The sequence below is a fragment of the Bacteroides sp. genome, assembly GCF_030151085.1.
Taxonomy (GTDB): domain Bacteria; phylum Bacteroidota; class Bacteroidia; order Bacteroidales; family Bacteroidaceae; genus Bacteroides.
On record NZ_JASLER010000069.1, the window covers coordinates 1 to 23,886 of the forward strand.

The 23,886-nt window shown below is 42.0% G+C and carries 9 protein-coding genes; all 9 read right to left on the reverse strand.

Features of this window, described 5'->3' with window-relative positions; genetic code table 11:
* A partial coding sequence (locus tag Q1W14_RS13800; protein WP_300702334.1) for a two-component regulator propeller domain-containing protein occupies positions 1–3,306 on the reverse strand: 3,306 nt, incomplete at its 3' end.
* A 225-nt stretch (positions 3,307–3,531) separates the two neighbouring features.
* Positions 3,532–6,210 (reverse strand): discoidin domain-containing protein, encoded by a 2,679-nt coding sequence (locus tag Q1W14_RS13805; protein WP_300702335.1) that lies wholly within the window; start codon positions 6,208–6,210, stop codon positions 3,532–3,534.
* Between the two features lie 89 nt (positions 6,211–6,299).
* A complete protein-coding gene (locus Q1W14_RS13810; RefSeq protein WP_300702337.1) occupies positions 6,300–7,490 on the reverse strand; it encodes a glycoside hydrolase family 172 protein in 1,191 nt (396 codons plus the stop codon).
* A 37-nt stretch (positions 7,491–7,527) separates the two neighbouring features.
* On the reverse strand, positions 7,528–9,903 hold the full coding sequence (locus Q1W14_RS13815; protein ID WP_300702339.1) for a GH92 family glycosyl hydrolase: 2,376 nt from the start codon (positions 9,901–9,903) through the stop codon (positions 7,528–7,530).
* Between the two features lie 143 nt (positions 9,904–10,046).
* Positions 10,047–11,837, reverse strand: a complete 1,791-nt coding sequence (locus tag Q1W14_RS13820; protein ID WP_300702341.1) for a RagB/SusD family nutrient uptake outer membrane protein — start codon at positions 11,835–11,837, stop codon at positions 10,047–10,049.
* A gap of 29 nt (positions 11,838–11,866) precedes the next feature.
* Complete coding sequence (locus tag Q1W14_RS13825) at positions 11,867–14,989, reverse strand: TonB-dependent receptor (RefSeq protein ID WP_300702342.1); 3,123 nt, start codon at positions 14,987–14,989, stop codon at positions 11,867–11,869.
* Between the two features lie 656 nt (positions 14,990–15,645).
* Positions 15,646–18,198, reverse strand: coding sequence for a hypothetical protein (locus Q1W14_RS13830; RefSeq protein ID WP_300702343.1), 2,553 nt, complete (start codon positions 18,196–18,198; stop codon positions 15,646–15,648).
* A 32-nt stretch (positions 18,199–18,230) separates the two neighbouring features.
* On the reverse strand, positions 18,231–22,244 hold the full coding sequence (locus Q1W14_RS13835; RefSeq protein WP_300702344.1) for a two-component regulator propeller domain-containing protein: 4,014 nt from the start codon (positions 22,242–22,244) through the stop codon (positions 18,231–18,233).
* A gap of 112 nt (positions 22,245–22,356) precedes the next feature.
* Positions 22,357–23,886: an ADP-ribosylglycohydrolase family protein gene (locus Q1W14_RS13840; protein ID WP_300702346.1), complete on the reverse strand. Its 1,530-nt coding sequence runs from the start codon at positions 23,884–23,886 to the stop codon at positions 22,357–22,359.

The following is a 23,886-nucleotide window of genomic DNA, read 5'->3' on the forward strand; positions in this document are numbered from 1 at the left end:
AATACGGAAGGAAGCTCCCTGCCCGTGATTATTGCGGGCATAAATCGTACCTCCATGCAAATTGACAATCCGCTTGCAAAGGAAAAGTCCGATACCTGTGCCACTCTGCCCGTAAACGGGATAGCGAACACTTTTCTTGGACTGATAGAAACGTTCGAATATCTTCTCCACATCTTCCACTACAAGACCATGACCTGTATCACAGACATTGATATAGAGTAAATTTTCATTATCTGCACCCCGCACAGAGGCTACAAAGAGATCGATACGTCCATTGTCCGGCGTGAACTTGATGGCATTGGATACCAGATTGACCATGACTTTACGCATGTAGCCGGTATCCATCATCAGGCAGGGATTGTCGAGACGAAAATAAGTACGTATCTCTATATAGCGTTCTTTAGCAAAGACACGGAAAGGAATAAGCAACTCCGAAAGAAAATCGATGATATTCTCGGGATGCTTGTCCAGTGTCACCTTGTCGATGTCCAGTTTACGGAAGTCCATCAGTTCATTCACCAACGAAAGCAGATAGCTGGAGTTGCGCTCGGCAATCTGCAACTGTGCCTTCACAGCCTCATCCTGCGTTTCCTTCAAGGCATGTTCTATGGGACCATGTATCAACGTCACAGGTGTGCGGAACTCATGGGTGATATTGGTAAAGAAGGTGATCTTCTCTTCGGTTATCTCCTCTACATGTCGAGCCAGCGCTTCCAACTGTTGGTTCTGAACGGCAAGTTCCTGTGTACGTAATTCGACTTCTTTCTCCAACAAAGCCTTTTGCTCCCGATAGCTTCGGATCTTCCATCTATAGAACAGATAGACTCCCAGACAGACCAAAGCAATGAGAAGAAGATAGAACCAGAAAGATTTGTAGAAGTAGGGTGCAATATCGACTTCCAGTTCTGTGATATGGTCGGACCAGCGCCCCAGTTCATCGGTAGCACGGACTTGCAGAGTATAGTTGCCCGAGGGTACAAAGGTATATCTCGCCATGTAATCGCCCGGTTGTGTCTCATTCCATTCGTCTTCATAGCCTTTCAGGCGATAAGCAAAGCGGATACGGTTGCTGTTACCATAATTCTGCGTAGTAAAACCGATGGAGATACGACTCTCCTTTTCGTGCAATCGAATACCGGAAGCCAACGAAATATTCTTTGTCAGATAATTACCACCGGCAGGATAAATGGTGTTACCGCCTATCGTCAGTGAGGATAGCTTCACACGAGCATCCAACGGGGAAGAATTCTCTTTGTTAGAATGTATAAGGATCAACCCGTCTACCGTAGCCAGATAAATCAGATTCCGCTTCTCCGAATAGTGAATGCCGTTTGCATAGAATTGGGTAGTGGGTAGGCCATCGGATTGAGTGTAGTTGCTAAATGTCATTGTTTGCAGGTCCAGCCTGGAAACACCGTCATTGGTAGTAAGCCACAGGTTGCCTTGTGCATCTTCGGTCATTCCGGTGATAGTGTTGTTGGCCAGTCCGTGACGGGTGGTGTAGTTCTTGAAGACAAAGTGATTGTTTTGGTCGCTCTCCAATCGGTACAGTCCACTACCATTGCCACCTAGCCATATCACTCCGCTTTTGTCTTCAAAGATACTGATAATCTTCTCCAACTGTGTAGAATTGGGATTATCCAGTTTGTAGCGCAGGTACTTATAGTCAAAGTGCTTATTGGATCGGGCAAAAGAGGCAAGGTCTACTACAAATACACCTTGCGTAGTACCTACCCACAGACGTTTCTTAGCATCTATCAGCAGTGCATGAATAGCCTCGAACTCATTATCCGATTCATCAAACGGCACTCTGGTAAAGCTACCGTTCCGCTTATTGTAGAATTGAACACCACGAGTAGAACCGAACCATATTCCGTGGTTAATCTTATCTTCACAGGCACTGTTAATAAAATCGCCTTCTATCTCAGGGATCTCTTCACGGGTGTAACGCTTGAAAGTACGGTTGTTGGGAATGTTCAGGTCCATGCAGTTGATGCCCACACCCCAGGTATATGCCCACAAGTAGTTATCCGAATCTATCAAAATGCCATTGAGTGTATTGTTACTGATGGAAGTGATGTCGGTAGGCGAAAAGAGGTAGTGGGTGCATGCCTTGCTCGTATGGTTCCACTTCATCAGCCCATGCTCCACCATAGCAATCCAAAAATTGCCTTCACTATCTTCACTAACGGCATTGACAGGAGTAGTCATACCCGAAGTCTCGGAAGGAGATTCACAAGTTAACAGTTCTGCTTGCAGACGCTTCGGAGAGAGCAAATTGATACCACCTGTTTCTGTTCCTACCCAAATGGTTTCTCCTTCGGTAAACAAGCAATTGATAGCATTGCAATTTAGGGTAACGCCACCTCGCTCACTGGTCTGACGAATAAAGGAGAAGGTGTCCGATTCTCTATTATATACATTGAGTCCATTCAGGGTCGATACAATCAGATGGCCTTTCTCAGTCAGCTTGATATCTGTTATAAAAGCCTGGCTCAACATGCCCGGGCGATGTGTGGAATAGCGGTATCTCTTAAGGCTCTGATCCTTATAATTATACCGGAATAATCCTCTGTTCGAGCCTATCCATAGATCATCGCCATCGGCTTCCAGGCAAGATATCCGCCAGTCCTTACTAAAGGATACCAGGCTATCGGAGAGTATCTTTGCCTCCAGGCGGTTGTCCGCACATTTCACTAGCCGGCATACTTCATTATCAATGCCGGCACAGATAGCACAGTCGAGATCAAGAATATCGTGGACGGGGGATGAATAGTCGTTCTTCAGGCAATAATAGTTTGCCACAGCTCCCTTTTTATCCAGTTCGATACACCACAAGTCTTTATTGGAGGATATCCACAAATCTCCTTTTTTATCCTTATAGATAGTGTGGACATTTTCGTTCAGCAGTTGATGTAAGGGGCTATCTGCAGGAATATCTAGTTCTACCAGAGTATAGGTATCCAAATCAAATATATCAATTCCGCCCTCAGATGCTATCCACATGCGGTGGAAGTTATCTTCGCAAATCTTATGTACGAAGTCATTCTTCAGCCGTATCGGCTCCGTCTGCATATTGAAGTTTTGAAATTGATAGCCGTCATATCTCCCAATCCCATAGTGCGTGGCTACCCAGATATAACCTTCAGAATCTTTGAATATATCGTCGACAAAGCTATAGGGTAGTCCCGCATTCTCCGTGATAAACTTGAAATTATACTGCTCGAAGAAGCGCCCCGTACTTTGCGGGAAAAGCGTCAAAGCCTGTAGCAGCCCAACGAGAAGTATCAGAACGCGGCATTTCATAAATTGCAGAGACAAAATACTTAGGTCATATTTGTTATAGATTGTGCAAATATAGTTTTTTTAGATAACAAACAAAGACGAACGTCGAATATTAAAATCAGACAGCCCGTCCTATAGCTATCGAACTAGGCTGAATAAACGAATAATTCCGCAGAACTTCACAGTCCCACGGAATAATGATCAAAAAAATCTAATTATCTATGAGAGTATAAGAAACTCCCTTCATTATTCTTCATTTTGCACTCCCAATATCAAATACCCATAAGCAGGTAATGTGACCTGGTAATTCTCGGAAAGAACAGGAATAGCTTCACTTTTATTCAGAAGATTTATAGGAGCTTGTCCCATCCTGATACCTGTATTCTTCAAATTGACAGAAATAGTTTCTGTACTGTTCTGGAAACTCATGATTACGAGGGCTGAAACCTTACCATCCTTATTACTACGCTTGAAAACTAAATATTTATTATCATCATTGGATGGAATGCAGGTGCGTTGTCCCAAGGGAGCTAGTGCATTATAGCTGTTTTGCAGTCTGATTAAATTATAAAACTGCTTTTGGTCTTTTTGAGGCCATTTATCAAGAATGAATTGGGCGATATACTGCTGATGATGGTCACCATAATGATTAATCACTAAAGTTCCCATAGACACCAGATAGGCGACTTCGAAAAGACGTTCCTCAATGGTTGCCGGGATTTCCCACATAGGGGGAGTAATGGTGGTGGCACCCAATGCTACGGCACGGTCTCTGTAGTCCTTCAACTTAGTATTCAAATGACCGGGGTTCTGGGCTCTTCGGGCATTCAAGGCTTCGCTGTTCTTTCCACCACCCCAACCGTACATATCAAAACCTTGGATAAGACGGAAACCAAATCTACCTATCCACTTATCGATATTCCAGGCTCCTTCGGCATTGGTCAATATCCCTCTGCGATTCAGGACTTTTATGATGGATTCATCAATAATGTTGTCAGTAATGCCATCGTACACTTCGGGAGCATCCAGGAGTAGGCCGTCTACGCCTTTGTCCGCCCAAAAGTTCAGATAATTGCGGCACTCTTCTTGCCACTCCCGGTTATTGAAGTTATAACTCGGAATACGTCCTTCGGCACCATCCGAGTTTCCCCAGCAGGAGTAATAATAGGCGTTGGCCCTATCGCTCCAAAACCAGTTGTCATTCACCTTCTTGTCACTGAAGTGGAACCAGTTTCTCTCTTTACTATATACGTTGTTACGTTGGTCATCGCATGCTTTCTCAAAGAAAGGGGCTTTATGCCAGCAATAGCCTACGTTGCCGAAGAAAGTCAGTTTCATGTCACGGGCATGCATCTCCTGAAGAAGGTCCTCAAAGTCTTTGAGTGTTCCGATAGAGGGGTCGATAGTATAGTTATTCGTTGCACCCAATCCACCCCATACACTTGGGTCACCTTCATAGATGGCAGAAAGTTCGATACTACGATAACCTTGTGCCTTCAGTATATCCAAACTATCCTTTATGGAGTTTAAAGATTGCTTGTAGTATTTAGGATAGTATCTTGTCATACCCGAGGTTTCTTCCCACCAGGTTGCGTTATCGGGCGAACCAAATCCTTGAATAGTGAGCGAGCGGCTACTTGCCCTGTTATTATTCGCTGCATCCAGTATGGTCAGCCTGATATAGCGATAGGTTCCATTCAATTCCTTGGAGTACTCGGAGCCGGCAAAACCGGAGCGGCAGTCTGCCAATAAATCCCAGTCTTTATTATCTTTAGAACCTTCGAGGATGAAGGACCAGATATCTTTCTCGGCGAACAGTTGTTTTACGTTCCTGACGTCGCATGGCAAACCTAAATCGGCACAAATCCATTGAGGGAAAGTATTACTGTCGGCATACCAAAAGGTAGTCTCATCACCATCGAATGCTTTCTTTTGGGCATGGTCATTATCGCAAAACGAAGAGGTGGTAGTCAAAGCATCAAATGCCAGGTTCTGAAGTTCCCGATTATCCTGAGACTCTACACTCTTCTCTGTGCCAAATACACGGAATTCGCAGCTATGCGCCCAATACCCTTTGGAGGATCCCAGGACAGTAAGCCGGACATAGCGGAATTGTCCTGACACAGGAGTCTTAAAATCAAATCCACTGATACCGTCCGAGTTATCAGCCAATGCCGTCCATTGCGATTCATCATTAGAGCCTTCTACCTTAAACTTCCAGTTATCGTGGTCTTTGAATATCTGCTGAATGCCGGATAAAGTGCAGGATTCCTTCAAATCGACAGTCATAGACTGGGGGAACTGACCGTCAGCAGCTATCCAATAAGTGGATATATTTCCATCCAAGGCATCTTTCGGAGTATGTTTTTGCTTTACCACAACATCGGTACATTGTTTTCCCAAAGCTATGTTTCTATCCGCACTTGTTCCGTTTATAATCAACTCTTTCGAAGAAGGGAGGAAACCATCGGCAGAGCCTGATACGGTCAGCTTTACATAACGATATACTCCGTTCACACTCTCGGCAAAGATATCGCCGGCAATACCTTTAGTTCTGTCTACTAACAACAGCCAGTTCTCATTATCAACCGACCCCTCTAGCTTGAACCTCCAAACGGACGATTGCTGGAACACCTGGCAGATATTAGTCAGTGCACAGGGAGTTTTCAAGTCGACCACAATCCACCCTTCCGGTTTATTTGCCTGCCAGAATGAAACTAAATTGTCATCAACAGCTTTATTCGCAGCACGTCCTCCCTTTGAAGACGAAGCTACGATTGATGCATTTATCGACAAGTTACCTTTCTTCACTTCGGCAGCGACAGTTTCAGACTTTTGGGAAGAGTATCCATTGTTACCACTGTTTTGTGGGTAGGCATGAAGAGATAGCAACATTGCCCATATCCATATAATCTTAAATTTCATATTTATTATTTGTTTAAATCATTCTATTTATCATCCGCATACAAAATTCCAATTCTGCTTATTAATCCACACAAAATTAATAAAATAAATCACTTTTCAACCTTAGTTTCATAGCCCCACAGCTTCGAGCCGTTACCTGAATTCTTTCTCCACTCGTGCCGCCACCGGTGTATGTCCTGATCACGGATAAAAGCTTTGGGTTTTCTGTCTTCTTTGGTAGGCGCAGGAGGCAGAATTCCGGCTTCGGATTGATACCAATAAACAACGCTGCTTATATCCAGGGTCAGGTTATTATTGTGCCCGTGCTCAATGGTTCCCTTAAAAGACTTCTCAAAATAGATAGGATCGGCTATGAAGAAGCGATAGACATGTGTTCGCCCCAGCCAGCCGTTATCATTATTCACCCTGGCATAGCCATAGTATGGATGACTGAACAGTGACTTCGGACACCAGGAAGTATTGAAGAAGTCCTCGGTACCTGTACCCAACAAAGAGGCTTTCTTTTCGCCATCGATGAAAATCATATCGTCACCCTCACCATACCACATGGTGGACGGGGAATGAACATAATAGTTTATGCCCACAAAATGTCCTTTGCCCTTTATGTCAGCGAAAAGGTAATTGTTGGCACCATCTACATTGTTTTCCATTCTGCCTACCAGTCCCCACTCTGTTTCACCCTCGGGCAAAGCATCCGTCAATTCATGGTTATACCAGGCATGAAAGCGTCCCAGGTTGGCAGGCAACTTCTTCATTTCCGTATAATCTACATAGAAATAGATACAATCGATATTTATGTCACTCTGATTCTCTATCTCCAACCGGGCACCATTGGCAAACGGCATCTGGAAGTAAGATACAAGCCCCATTCCATTCGTAGGCCCCACAGCCAATGGAAGGGTGGAATATTCGTAATGCTCGTCCCATCCATTTCCAAAGAAGGCGGCAATGGGCGACTCTACCGAAGGGGTGGACTGACCATCCCAGTATATCCGGAAAATGAGATCGTTTCTCATGATATGCATTGGAGCGATGGTAAACCATATATGGTTGATGATACCCGTACCTGGTATGTCCACACTCCACTTCTCCCCCGGCTTTATCGGACCTACATTATCATTATTATTCCCCGTCTTATCGGCGCTACTCACTCTGCAATTGCGGACGCCCTCTTGTATGGTGGTCAGACTCCCCAATTCTCCTCCCCTCACCTGGGCATGACAATCCAGCATACCGACAATACTCAAAAAAAGCAATACTTTCAAACAAATATTTCTCATTCTTATGATATAAATTGGTTAAACAAAAAAACAATACTTACTTTTCTACCTTCGACATGGAAGGAGGAGTATCTTCCGGACGGCTTCCCCATTTGTGATTCGGCTTCTTCCCCATTACCAACTCCAGCTTGCCGCCATTCACTAACTCGGAATGATAGAACCAAGGCTTGGAAAGTTTCTTCCCATTCAACTTGGCAGACTGGATATACCGATTTTCATTAGACACACCTTTCGCCTCGATTACAAACGTGCCGCCTTTATAATATTTACTATCCAAATGAATCGTCACTTTCTCAAACAGCGGAGAACTAATCTCATAGAAAGGTTTGGTGCTTCCGCCGCCATCCATCTCGAACAAGCCCATTGCTGCCATTACAAACCACGCACCTCCCTGGCCTTGGTCTTCATCTCCCGGCCAGCCATGGAGGGGAGTAGAACCATAATACTTGTTCATCACCTCGCGCGCCCAATATTGCGTCAACCAAGGTTTCCCCGAATAATTGAACAGAAAAGCAGCCTGCATACAAGGTTGGTTGCCATGATTCACGTAAGCGGCACTAAAACGATCGCCCGGAGGAGAGAAATTGTACTCGGAAGACATTTCGAACCCTTCATTCAAGCGTCGGTTGAATTCCTCCTTTCCCATCATCTTTACCAACTCGTTCATATCATGGGGCACCATCCAGGTATATTGCCACGAGTTGCCTTCTACAAATCCGGAACCGAGCCATGACCAACTGTTGGAGTGTTCTTCCTTATTGACCGGTTGAAAGTTCTGCATCCATGTTCCGTCACTATATCTGGGGCGTACATATTTAGTCTCGGAATCGAATACATTTTTGTAACTATAGGCGCGCTTCGTGAAGTATTCATAATCTTCTTCATGCCCCAGTGTTTTGGCTAGTTGTGCCATGTTCCAATCATCAAAAGCATACTCCAATGTATTGGAGGTAGGACCTTCGTAAGTAGTACCGAAAACATTATGGTGTGACTTTTCGCCATAAGGAACATATCCGTGCTTCAGATATACATCCAGGTGCCTGTTGCCTACAATACCTCCCGAAGAAAGTGCCGTACCTTGGGTTGTCAATGTCTTCTTGATAGCTTCATACGCTTTATCTATATCATAATTACGGATTCCCTTCTGATAAGTACTCACCATAAGGGGTATTTCGTGCTGGGCTCCCATAATGTCACAATATTCCACTCCCGGAGGGCCGTTAGGCAACCATCCACCTACTCTGTAGTATTCCAAGAGAGACTCTACCCACTTGTTAGCAATGTCCGGAGTGGCAAGTGTCCATAGTTGATTCAAGTTCCAGAAAGTATTCCAAAAAGCATCACAACCATAGATGGGCGAAGCAGGATCTTTCAACTGCTGCACCTGCTCGTACATATCGACATATTGCCCGTCTACATCACTGAAGATTGTACGTGAACAGTAAGAACGGTATAAATTGGTATAGAATTTCCGCTTATCTTCTTCGGTGTCACCCTCTACTTCAATTGCACCCAGTATTTTTCTCCATTCGCCAACGCCATAGTTACGAACTCCTTCAAAGTCCCATCCAAAGCTAGCGGACTCGTGCTCCAAGTTTTTCCGGGCTTGTTCTATACTGACATAAGATATAGCTGTTTTCAACTGGATAACTTCATCCTTACGGGTATCGAAATTCATAAAAGCCCCTACGTCACGTCTGCCCCAGCAGATGGTAGAGTTGGTATCAACATATCCGTTTACCCATGTTCCAAATGACTTCATAGGCTTGTCAACACGAGCTACGAAATAGACCGTATAGTCATTCAACAGGTTAGTAGGTTCATCATAAGATGCTTGAGTGGAAAAACCTTCTATTTCATAATCACTCACTTTGGAGATAGAAGCCCATCTTACTTCATAGGGGTATTCCGAACCATTCTCCAAATCGAACAGGATGCGTGCACTGTCCGATGCAGGGAATGTATATCGCTGGAAGCCGGTACGTGTAGTCGATGTTAGCTCTGCTTTAATATTATAATCATCCAGAAGGACAGAATAATAGGACAGGGCAGCCTTCTCGTTCTCATGCTTAATACGGGAACGATAGCCGCTGTCCGGGTCATTCTCTTCGCCCGGTGTAATCTTCAGAGAGCCGGTGACGGGCATGGTCAGCAAACCACCCATTGTCCAGCTATGTATATGACTAAAACCGATGATTTGGTCTATCTTATATTCATAACCTCCTCTCCATACATTCCCTTGATTGTCAGGGCTCAGTTTTACCATTCCAAATGGCATTGCCGGCCCTGGAAACTGCATCCATCGCGAATCGGAGTTTCCAATCATAGGATCAACATAGTCTACAATGTCTTTTGTCTGCCCCCAAAGCGAAGAGCTAAAATACAAGAATAATAGCAATATTACCTTTTTCATATGAGTTTGTGGTATTAATACAAATATCTAATCAGATCCTCTAATCAGCAATAAGTTATTTAAGGAGGGTATCTTTGGAGTAAATATACCCTCACAAAACAATCTACTTTACCAATAAATGAGATAAACCTAAAACCAATAATCTATTTTGTTCCACCCCAACCCGGATTCTGTACGAATATATCGGTGTTCTTGTTGACTTCATCCTGATGGAATGGCCATAAGTAATGCTTGGGCGCTTCGAATACTCTTTCTTCCACGAAAGCACGTTTGAAGAAGCTGTTGTCACGCGCTCCAATATCCATTCCATGAACTGCCTTTGTCTGTTCGCTTATTTTCCAACGGTTACAATCGAAGTATCGGTGTGTCTCTAAGGCAAGTTCCACTTGACGTTCGTGTCTGATTTTCTGTCTCATTTCTGTCTGAGACAAGCCCGCTTTCAAGTCTGGCACTCCTGCACGTTTGCGTATCAAATTCATGTATTTATACACATCATCTATCGGTCCCGAAGCTTCATTCAAAGCCTCAGCATAGTTCAAATAGAGTTCGCCTAACCGAAAGTAGTTCCATGTCTTATTCACAAATACACCTCTCAATATATCCACACCTTTTTCATCCAGGAATTTACGCATCAGGTAACCGGTAGTGGTATAGTCCGGGCCACCAGTACGGCCATCAGTAGCACCCATACGAAAGTCAATCTGCCGACCACGCCAGTAAGCACCACTATAAGTTATCGTAGCATAAAATCTTGGTTCCCTATCTACAAACATATTAAAAGTATTGTCCGGATAGTATCCCTTTTCATGTGCCATTGCCTTAAAACCTTCTTCCGAATAGCCTGACTCCTTGTTAATAATAGCGCTGCCATCGGCATTATAGCCTAAAATAGGAGTAGAACCATCTGCCATCTCGTAAGCATCAACCAATTCTTGAGTAGGACATAAACCCGACCATCCGCCAAGACTAAGTGGAGCGGCTGCACGTTCCATCTGGTCATAAACAGCTACATTCTTTGCGAAAATTATTTCCTTGTTCCAATTCTCTACGAATAAATAGCGATAGTTCTCCACCGGATCGCCCGATGCTGCATAATACAGCCCGTAACCAGCCTTTTCCATTTCGTCGATACAGGTTTTTGTATATTCGGCTGCTGTTTTCCAACGATCTGCGTCATAGGCAGTAGGAAACAGGTGATTTCCTTCCTTATCTGTAAAATCGGCATAATCAGGATTGCCATTCCACAACGGACTTGCTCTATAAAGTAGTACTCTTGCCTTTAGTGCCATAGCAGCTGCTTTCGTAACTCTTCCGTATCTGTCTGAGCCCTCTTTCATTTTCAACATACCACCGGCACGCTCGCATTCACTTGTAATGAAATCTACACACTGGTCCAACGGCATGCGCTTGCACAATTCCGAGAAGTCTTCATTAGGATCAAGCGCTCTTTCTGTGATATGTATCGGGCCATAGATACGTAATAACTGGAAGTGAAAGAATGCACGCAGGAAAGTAGCTTCACCAACCCAACCGGTACGTTTAGCCTCATCCATCGGAAGCTTTCCTACATTTTCGAGGAAAATATTCGTTTTCCGAATACCTTGATAAGCCATATTGGAAATGTCTCTCAATACATTGTCGGGTGTCCATGCACCATTATTCATGAAGTATGCAAAACAATTGGTATAAGGGTAGTCCAGTTCATCGGCAGCACCAACGAAGGGATTGTGCCCCCAGTCATTCGTAAAGTTCAACTCCCAAGGCATATTCCAGTAGATAGATGACAAGAACTGCTCGGCATAATTCTCGCGCGTGAATACATCGTTCAGTGTCAAGTCTTCATCGGGCGCTTTATCCAGGTAATCGGTACAGGAGGTATTTACTCCCAAAAATATCATCAGCAAAGTGATATAAATGATGTTATTTCGTTTCATATTCGTTCAAATTTAATCATTCTACTTTTTTAAAATTCTACTGCAAGTCCAAAATTCACAGCACGTTGAATAGGATACCAGTTATCAGATTCCGGATCAATCGTATGATTGATCTTATCCCACGTGTAGAGGTTAGTTCCGTTTACAAATATTCTTAGATTGCTAATTTTCAACTTATTTATCACTTTCTTAGGTATCGTATATCCCACCTCCAGGTTCTTTAAACGTAAATAACTGGCGTCTTTCTGCCAAACAGTAGAACGTCTCATGCTCTGTACATTAAAGCCGTCGGTTACCAACGGATATGTTGCAGTAGCCGCTGTTTCAGGTGTCCAACGATTGTCGTAAACTTCTTTAAACACATTAAAGAAGCCCATACCGCTTGCAAACGGCCAGAAAGTACGGTCTTCAAAGAATGTACTTGTACGGGCGGCTCCCGTAAAATAGGCACTCAAATCGAATCCTTTGTACTCAACTGTTCCACCAAATCCAAAAACCAACTCCGGTTCACGAGTAAAGCCAATCGCACACAGGTCATTCGAGTCGATAATCTTATCTCCGTTAATATCTTTATACTTCACATCACCTGGCCGCGGACGTCCTCCCAATAAAGACTGGTCGTACCAATTATCAATATCTGCCTCCGATTCAAAGAAACCTTCTGCTACCAGTCCGAAAGGTTGACCTATAGGATGTCCCAATTCTGACAAGTTTGCATAAAGCGGATCGGCCTTATCATTCTCAAGCACTTTACTACGAGCATACGTAACATTACCTCTCAATGAGTAGAATAACCCTCCGGCAGTGCGGTCTTTAAATTCTAATAATGCGTCAAAACCCTTATTTTCGGCTATACCCAAGTTACCCCATAATACGCTTGCTGCGAGGAAACCTGCCCCGGTGGGTACGGACTGGCGTTGCATCAAGATTCCTTTTCTCTTTTCATAGAAGAAGTCCATCTGCAAACTCAGTCTATCTCTCCATAGACCCAAATCGAATCCTAAATTCGTTTTTACTGCTGTTTCCCAAGTAACATTATTATAACCTATCTTGGATTCTATCATTCCACTCCACTTAATCTGATCTTTTCCAAAATAGTATAATTGTTCCCAATTCTGATCCATCTTCGTCAAATAGAGAAAACGGTCACCACCTATCTGGTCATTACCTACCTCACCATGAGAGAACCGAAGTTTCAAATTACTGATCACTTTATCATTCCAGAATGGCTCGCCCGAAACTAACCAACCAAGAGATACTGCCGGGAAGAAGCCCATACGCTTTCCCTTCGGGAAGTTCTCCGATCCATTATAGCCGGCATTAAACTCTACAAAATATCGTTGTGCATAGTCATATGTTGCACGCATAGCAAGACCCTGACTTCTATAAGGCAAATTCATAATTGAAGAACCAGCCGATAAATTATCATACTGCCGGCGATTCATCAGCAACATACCCGAAACCGAATGCTTGTCAAAGGTCCGCTGATAATTTACAGAGAAGTCCATATAGATAGCCCTATTGGAATTCTGTTGAATGTTGTAACCCATTGCTTTATCCTCCCGGTGTGTGATGTATACATCTTCTCCGGTCTGATCATTCTTCCCGATGTACTGCTTTATACCGAAATCCTTATAACGCAACGCTTTGTTGGCATGATAAAAGTCATAAGAAAAGTGTCCCTTCACAGATAACCCTTTTGTTACCAACCGGGATAAGTCCCAAGTCAAACCTGCTGTAGACTGTATAGTCGTCAGATGTTCATCAGAATAACCAGTCTGTGTGGACTGTCCCCATGGGTTAGAACCTATATAGGTAGGCAAACCGCTGATACTCCCATCCGGATTTGTGACCGGGAAAGCAATAGGACCTGTATCACGCAGTCCATTGAAAATTCCGGCAGCACCGGCACCAGGATAGTTTCTATCGTCGATAATACCGCCAATACCCAATTCCACAACCAAGTCTCTTGTCAAGTTTATATCAATATTAGAACGATAATTATACTTCGAAACCTTTGCATTGGTATTATGCGGATTGCTACTATCGGTTTTGTAGATACCTGACTGCATCGAATACCCCAAGTTGATGTAATAGCGTACTATTTCATTACCGCCCGTTACACTCAAATTATTAATTGTCTGGTATGAATTCTTATTAAGAACCTTGTCTATCCAGTCAACATTCGGATACAGATAGGGATCTGAACCTGTACGGAACTTCTCCAGTTCATCATTCGACCAACGAGGTGCTTTACCCACATTCGCCAATCCTTCGTTCATCAAAGAAGCATATTCATAACCATCAATATAATTCCTTTCTGCCAAGCTGGTAAGTATAGCAGATTCCGTGCGGAACGCAACCTGAGGTTTCCCTTGTTTACCCCTTTTTGTATTTATCAAAATAACACCATTAGCACCTTTCACTCCATACACAGCCGTTGCAGATGCATCTTTAAGCACAGACAAGCTTTCAACCTCATCAGGATTTACCGAACCGATAGCACGTTCAATACCATCTACCAATACTAAAGGGGCTTTTTCTCCCCAGGTTGCAATACCACGAATATAAATAGAAGCAGCATCAAATCCAGGTTCACCCGATGTTTGTCTGGTAATGATACCCGGCATTCGTCCGGATAAAGCATTCGGAAGCGAAGTAGTTGCCGTCTGCTTGATTGCTTTCGGAGCAATATTAGATATAGATCCTACCACACTCACTTTCTTCTGAGTGCCGTATCCCACTACCACAACTTCCTCCAATTTCGTATCACCTTCCTTCATCACTATATCAAGGCTTCCATTTCCCTTGATAGGTTGCTCAAGTGTCCCGAAGCCTACATAAGTAAATAGTAATACACCATCACTCGGAGCTTCTAATGAGAATTGTCCATTAGCATCAGTAATGGCACCAATGATGGTTCCTTTTACGACTACGTTCACACCGGGTAGAGTAATACCGGCTTCATCCTTTACAGTACCCGTTACTTTAATTCTCTCAGCAGGAGATAGAGCTACGACATGTCCGATGTCCGACAAAATAGATTCACCTAATACATTTAATGGTAGCGCCAAGCATCCTATAAATGCATACGCCTTAAAATTCCAAAGAAAACTCTTCCGAATCTTGATCTGAATGTTTTTGTTTTTCATAATTCAAAATACCATATTTTTAGTTTAACAAATAGGTTTATACAAATAATTTATACTCCGCAATTGAAGCTAAATTAATCCATTAAATAGTGTTTGATCAAAAACTAATAAGGGGTGATCCCTGAGAGCAAAAGTAGCGTGCAAAAAGGATTTAGCCGTGAATAAACGTCCCAATAAATGGTATCAGCGTCCCAATCTAGTATGATAATACCCCGATATTCTATTCCAAAAGTCTAATTCACTTTTTTCACTAATATATAGTCTAGTCTAATTAATGAATTAAGTGCGTTTTCATTATTACTGAAAGGGTTTTGAATTAAATGAAGAGCGATGCGTTCTAATTTTTTAACTCCATTCTTTCCGGAGAGTAGTTAAAGAAGTCCCCACTTTTAATACCCAATAGTCCCTCTTTTAGTGTCGTTGTCAGCGATATTAATTCGTTCCACCTGGTTATCCTTTCGTTCCACCTGGTTGACTTTTCGTTTTACCTAGGTGGAACGAAAAAGTAACCGGGTGGAACGAATTAAAACTGGGGAGTTTTAGACTTAATAGTAGGACTTCGACGAATAAAAGAGGGATTTATAAGGAGTAAGTACAATATTGGGGTTATCACTACATTTCCCCCCTCATTGTATCGAGACCAAGAATTCAGAATGCTAATAACCCGATGTTAAACGTTGGGGCGTATTCATATACTTATGCACTATCGGATCTTCCCGTGCTTCGGGAGTATTTACAACAGGCATCGGCATATAATATGAATCGATCTTGTCAGTAATTTGCTCTACGGATAGTTTCCCTTTACTATAAGTCAGATCGAATTCAAAGTTCATTTCACCTGGAGAATCCACACAGAAATTAACCACCCACAGATTATTATATAACATACCATACAGTTCATTAGAATTTTCAGGTGCATCCTGTAGCCTCGCCCCCATATGATGACCACCAAAACTAACAATCGGAACATCACCTGATGACCAAATACGGGTACCATCCTGCATGTCATATTTCACCCAACTATCAATGACAAAAAAGTCCTTGCACGAATTAGGTATTTGGTCCTTATATAATTCGCAGGGAATACCCCCATTGGTAGCCACAGGCTGCTTGCAATCTTGCGGGAAAGGGAACTTTGCATAAAACACCTCGGGAGCAATTGAAGAAATTCGATCAAAGAAAACATTGACTTTCGCCCTCGGAACTTCTTTAAATATCTCGACCTGACGATTCATATTCTTTACCCTCGGATGTTCCATGTCTTGTGAGATAATCCAGGAGTAAGGGGTTTCCCTAACTTTAGCTTTACCCTTCGGTTTTGCCCAGTCCACCTCAGTTATCTCATCAAACTTCTTTTTCCGCTGTTTATCATCCAAATGCATATAGATATCTCCTTGAGACCATCTATCCATATCATTAAAATGTACTACCATAAAATCAGCCAATCCTTCAGTAAACAACGGTTCACTCATACCTTTCCACTGAGCAGACGTAATCCAACCATTCTTATCAAAAGAGAGTTCGGGCAAATCTGGTTGCTTCTCCGGTTCTCCTATCTCAGCAACTTGAAGAGTAAACTGAGTATATGAATTTGCCGGCATATCAGATACCCAAAACCACGCCTCAGTACCTCCGGGTATCGCTTCACGACTGGTATTAAGATTCTCATCAACTACCCAACGCCAAACATAATCACCTTCTTTAAACAAAGGATAAGTTTTACCTGTCATACTATTCCGTACCGATTTATAATCTACCTCTCTAAAACCGGTAACATCTAGTTTAATCCACCCTGTATAGGGTGCATTTGCCGCATTGGTAACATATAAACCAGCATCTTCCTGCGCAAACTTATTACGCGCCAATTGAGCCAGCAAATATTTACCTCTCTCCCACGGACGGTAAGCAAAACTGTTCTTTTCATTCAGTTGCCCTTGTGTATACAAACTGTAAGGAGCTTCAGAGGTCTCATTAGAGCCATATGTATGCTCAAAATAGCGGCACAACAGACGATTAATCTCTTTCAATTCATCTTTAGTTCCATTATTCAATTCTCCCCAAACAGGTGAGTCAATAGCTTTTTCATAATAAACAGCCCGACGAGCCACTTCCATCTCTCGTGGCATAGCTGCACCACCAAAAGCCCACCAGTCTTGCCATTCTCCCTCGAATGTCTTCAACTGGCTGCCAACTTCTTTCTCTATATTTTTCATTGCTTCACCAGCTGTCTTCATCCGCAACATAGGTTTGAGCCCCATTTCATTCCATTTCTTTATAAAAGCAAGCAATTGTGGCATAGGCCCGTCATTATCACAACGCCACTCATTAGTAAAAGTCAGTGTAAGGAATGGATAATCATACCCTTTCTCCCTCAAATCCTGCAACCGTTTCACACAAACATCATGCGCATTATGCATGGATGTTTCGTCAGTTTGCAAAATATTCCCATTACGTGGCCATGAAGTCTGCGTATTAGCATACTCACGCTGCTGCAAACGCCATTCACGTTCAGCAAAGAACAAGTAGCCTTGCCAATAAGGATATCCCGACCAAACCAACAGTTTCCTGTTGTCAGGCATCTTCCACCAGAAAGCTCCCGGTTGTTCAACCGGCGAACCTCCCCAATGCGGATTAATACCTGTCCAAATATAATGTATATCACGATCTAGTAACCTCATAGCTGCTGCGCGTGGAAAACCGTTTACATCATGCTGCATACCCACTTCTATATCCAACTGGGACCACATTTTCTCGGGAATCCAGTTAAACATTTCATCCCATTGCTTTGTATTGGCATACGGATGAATATGGAAAGGCATAGCGTTAATTCCAATCTGCTTATTTTTAATCATGCTCAACATCTCTTCCTGTCTATTCTCAGGAGCCGAGTTCCACCAGGAATAAAATGGATCGAGCGCCTCTACCGTCCATGCAAATCGGTTTTCTTCCATTTCATCTTTTGTTTGCAAAGCCAAGTCCAAAGCAACATCAATAAAGCGTTTGTGTAAATCAATTGCAACAAGAGCATGATCTGTATATCCATAATCGGTATGCGTAATGTGTACAATATCAATATACTTAAAACCAAGAGTATCTTTCCCCTCAATACTACTCTCCATTGTATCTCCCGGTTTGGAGTTACAGCTACAAACCACTGCTCCTAAAAGGAACAATACACCAATAAACAACTTGTTAATTATACATTTCATAATATTCTGATTATTAATAGTGATTATTCATTTCATTCTACAAAATCCTTCGGTAAGACCCCAAACTGTTTCAAAAAACACTTTGAAAAATAGGATGGAGAATTAAAACCTACCATATAGCATATCTCATTGACCCTGTTTTCTCCATCCCTCAATAATTGGGCTGCACGCTTTAGCCGTTCAATGCGCAGATACTCACTAGGTGTCAAATCAAGGACACCTTTTATCTTCCGATAGAAGTTAGAACGACTCATATTTAGTATTTCGGCTATATCCTCCATACTAAACTCCGGATTATGAAGGTTGGAAAGGATTATTTCATTCAATTTCTTGATAAACTCCTCATCGGCTTTTGTCAGTGCCATTGTATTGGCAGCTACAAAAGGAGATTTGGCAAAAGCTTGCCGCATCTTCTCTCTATTCTTAATCAAACTCGAAATAGCAGCCAAAAGATATTCCGGAGAGAATGGTTTTTCTATATATGCATCTGCTCCTAATTCCAATCCTTCTACTTTAGACTGAATATTAGTCTTTGCAGTCAGCAATATAATGGGGATATGACTATAATCTAACTTGGATTTGACTGTTTTGCACAGTTCAAAACCATCCATCACCGGCATAACGACGTCACTGACCACGATATTCACAAAATTCTCATCTAAAAGATGCAGAGCCTCTTCCCCATTGGTTGCAGTCAATACCACATACTCATGAGCCAATTGCCGATTTACAAACAAAAGCATATCCGGATTGTCCTCAACAACCAGTACGGTATATCTACTTTCATTATTTTCCATCTGTTCCCCACCTTTTGTAGGTGATTCTGTAGGAAGTTCGATATTGCCCGCAAATTCAGAATCCATTATAATGGCATTGTCCTGGGTAGTCGGTAAAGTAAGGCAAAATACATTTGCCTGCTCTCCTTCAACCATTCTTAAACTTCCCCGGTGTAATTCGGCCAAAGAACGGGAAAGAGCTAATCCAATTCCGGTACCGGTAGTAACCCTTCCACTTCCCTCTCCATCAAAACGAACGAAAGGTTTGAATATCTCCTCTTTCATTGTGTCCGGTACAAGAATACCATCATTGATTGTCCGAATATAAAACTCCCCATTTTCAACTGTCTGATTAAACTCTAACAAGACTTGTACATAGCTCTCTGCGTATTTCATTGCATTGCTTTGCAAATTACTGAGTATCTTAATAAAAGCTTCTTTATTAACATGCGCATAGAAATCATCTGCCGGTACCTTCAAAGTGAACTCCAATCCCTTCTGTTTCGCAAGAGATGTGAATCGCAGATAAGTTTCTTTCACAACCTCCTTTATATTGCACCTTGTGAAGTTTAAACTAAACCCTTGACTTTCCGTTTTTCGGAAATCCAATAACTGATTGGCCAGATTTAACAGACGCTCTGTATTCTGTTTCATTATATTCATATCTTCACGGGTCTCTATATCAACATTCTTTTTTAGAATGATATTCTCTAAAGGTCCTTTAATCAAAGTCAGCGGAGTACGTATCTCATGAGCCACATTCGTGAAGAAATCAAATTTTGCATTATAAATCTCCCGTTCCTTTTCCTGCTCAAACTTTTCCATCTGCCTCTGCTGCCTTCTGTTATTGCGGTGCTTGAGATAAAGATATAAATATACAAAGAAGCCTATGGATAATAATACATAAATGATATACGCCAAAACAGAAAGATAGAAAGGAGGCAGAATACGGATTTGCAGAGTCGTTTCTTCCTTATTCCATATGCCATCGCTATTCGAAGCTTTCACTCTAAATACATAATCCCCATAATGCAGATTAGAATAAGTAACCAACGGACTTTCGCCTACAGTCAACCATTCTTCATCAAAACCATCCAATTTATACATCAGCTTGTTCATCTTCGGAGCTTGATAGCCTAGAGCGGCAAGACGAAAGGAAAAGGAATTCTGATCTGCCCGAAGCAGTAACTTATCAGAAAAAGTAATATTTTTCTTTAATGGAGAATATTGAGCCCCGGCCCGCATCTCCTTATTGAATAATAGGAAATCGGTAATAACAGCAAAAGGTACATAATTATTCTCTGAAAATGTCTTTGGGTTGAATGCTACAAAACCTTCAATACTTCCAAAGTAAATAGTACCATCTTTATCTTTGAAACTGGAACGATAATTAAACTGATCACTCGGCAACCCATTTGCAGTTGTATATACCTTTACATCTCCTAAAGTAGGATTAAAACGTGCCAATCCACTATTTGTAGTCAACCAAAATACACCATCATTATCTTCCACCATCTGATAGACCACGTCATTCGGCAAGCCGTTGCTTGTGTCATATCGCGTAAAGTTCTCTGTTTCCGGGTGAAATAAGCAAAGCCCCCTTCCTTGTGTAGTCAACCAAATATTTCGACGCGAATCTTCAAAAACACTCAGTACCTTGTTATTGGAAAGGCTCTTTTCATCTTTTTCGTCATGCGTATAGTTTTTCCACTTCTTTTTGCCCACATCATAACGATAAACGCCATTCACATACGTAGCCAGCCACAAATTTCCATCCTTATCCTCTTTTACATCATATACAAATATTCCAAACAATTCCGGAATGGTCTCAAAATTATCCTGTTGCTTATTGTAATGCATCAAACCACATCCGGTTCCCACATAAATATCCCCGGCAGCAGTTTTACAGATAGCAAAAACATTATTATCATTTAATGAATGCGGACTACCATCATATTGATACGATCTCAAAATAGTTCCAGTATTTATATCAATAACTTTCAGACCTTTAGAGAATGTACCAACCCAAAGTTCATTCCCTATAGAACACAGTCCATGTACATTCGTAAAACCCAGGCTCGGGGTAAAGAAGTTGAACTCTTTTGTCACCGGGTCAAATCTATTCAATCCACCGTCTTCTGTTCCAATCCACAACTTTCCTTGTTTATCCTGGCAAAATTCACGTATCCGTTTTCCATGCAGCCCATCTTCAACTCCTTTCGGATAGTATCTTTCAAAGTAAGTATATGAATGGGGATAATAGTTTATACCTCCAAAATAAGAACCCATCCAAATACCTCCTTCACGATCTTTGCACAATGAATAAATTGCATTGTCTGACAAAGAATAAGGATCATACATAGATCCTCTCAAATGCGTATATTTATCTGTCCGAAGATTATAGATATAAATCCCCGATTCACATCCAATCCATAATTCATCATCAGAAGAAAGCATCAATTCGCGACACCATATTCGCTCACCAGTTTCATCTGTCAGCAATAAATCACGTACTTTTCCCGATCCTAAATTCACCTCTTTAATACCTCCACCAACCGAAGCAGTGTAAAGGCAATTATAAGTTCCCAGCACCACTTTCATAAGCGGATCTCCCTCGAACACTTTTTTACCGTCAGAAGAAATAAAAGGAGAAATAGTTTGAAGTCCGTCTTTTGAATAAAACAACCCATTTCCATAAATCCAGGTCGTACCGTTATTATCGAAAACCACACAATTTACATTGGAGGTTAAAAAAGGAAAGTTCTTTAACGTATAATTCTTCAATTCTTTTGTCCGAAGATTATAATGGAATAGTCCCTGACGCTCTGCTGTAATCCAAACATCCCCATTTCCATCTCCCGTAATCATTGCAGCCGCATAGTCTATGGTAGTATTCTCATTGCTCAATTGCTTGAAAGCTTCAAAGCAATCCCTCTCCGGATAATATATATATAAGCCCACATCCGTACCAACCCAAATATTTCCCTCTATATCTTCATAAAGGGCGAGTATATAATTATTCCCGATACTCTGCCTGTCAGCTCTATCATACTTGAACTTCCTAAACGAAGAACCATCATAGCGATTCAGACCATCTTTTGTTCCAAACCACATGAAACCGGTTCTATCTTGTAATATATCATTTACGGTATTTTGGGACAAGCCGTCTCTTATGTTGAGATTCTTGAGGTAATAGTGTCCACCTATTGTTTGTGCATTGCAAACAATAGTACATATCAAACATACAATAATAATTAGTATTTTCTTCATATTCGTATTTTCCATTGTTCCATAGTTCAGACCTCAAATATAGCCCAAATCATATATGGACAATGGAAAATACGTCCCAATGAATGAAAGGATTGTCGCTTTAATCAATGCTTTACTTCTTCAAATACACAATGTATTCCCAAGAGCGAAGCAATGCATTTACATCCTGTTTCTCAACCACTATCTTTATGTTATGTTTTCCATTCGGCAACTGGTAATTCCAAAACAAATCCAAGCGACGATATCGGAAACTTGCAGGAAACTCAGCTTCTTCTACAAATTGATCATCAATATAAAGCTTGGCTTTTATAACGTCATCCGGTTTATTGAAATCTCTACGGACAGCTTCACCTCTGATTACAAAACCATTACCCTCCATATCAAAAGATAAGGTATCGATATCTGCACGGTGCAAACCTGTCTTAGTTACCGGATACAATCCTTCGAAACATTGTTCCAAACGTACAACCGCAGGAGTTTGTACAGGCAAAACGATATGATCTTCTGCAACAGTACCTCCATTCTTCTGAATCATTAGACAGGCATGCTTGTAGCTAATATCATATAGATCATTCAAACATAATGAAGTATATTTGAAGTTCTTACCCTCAGCACCTTTCAAACCTTTCATCCAATATTCGGGGATATTACTGTAGCCCATCATTGTACCTAAAATACCGCCGGCGGAAGAGGGATTGCAATCAGAATCCTGACCTGCACGCGTAGATATTTCCATGGTCTTAGTGAAATCTCCATTGCCATAGAGCAATCCAAGTACGATATAAGCCGCATTAATCTTTGCATCAATATTCAATGGGGCAAAAACTCCATCAGGGCATCCTATCTCTTCAGCATGATGCTTCTGCAACTCAAACCAAGCCTGTTTCCAATCATCAGGATATTGCTTATGCCATTTTATCACATCGGCAATGCACTTATAGAATGTACTTTCCTGCGGTATTGTCTTTAAAGCTTCATTTACTATATAGTGAATATCCTTTGAAACAAATGCCAAACTATACATAGCTCCAACATATACGCCTCCATACCAGCCATCGCCATAACACATGATATGACCTATCTTATCACTTATTTCGGATGCTGAATTCGGCATACCGGGATTCATCAAACCGGCGAAGTCGGCTTCTATCTGATAATCGATATCATCCGCATGAGGATTGACCAGCCAATGACCGGGCTCCTTCACACCATGCAGAATATTGTAACGTGCAGCTTGGTTGGCATGCCACAGATTATAATCGGCTGTTGCAAAAGCCAAGGCAAAGGAATCAACCGGAGCATCCATTCCTACTCTTTCAAGTACATCGACAAAGGTCAGATCCATGTAAATATCATCATAGAGGTCAGGCCATGAATCCATTAACTCTTGCACATATCCCTCATGCCAGGGTATAGTCTGATAATCTTGTATAAATGTTCCTTGATGTCGAAACTCAGTGTAGCTACCGAAGCTGACTCCAATAGTCTGACCTGCCCATCCTCCCTTTATCTTATCCAGAAGTTGTTCGGACGATAAAGTTTGGGATATAGGTGGTGCTGTAGATGATTTGCAGGCAACGAATATCCCTCCTACAAATGCCAAGCCCAATAATGCCAATAAACTCTTTTTTACTCTATTCAT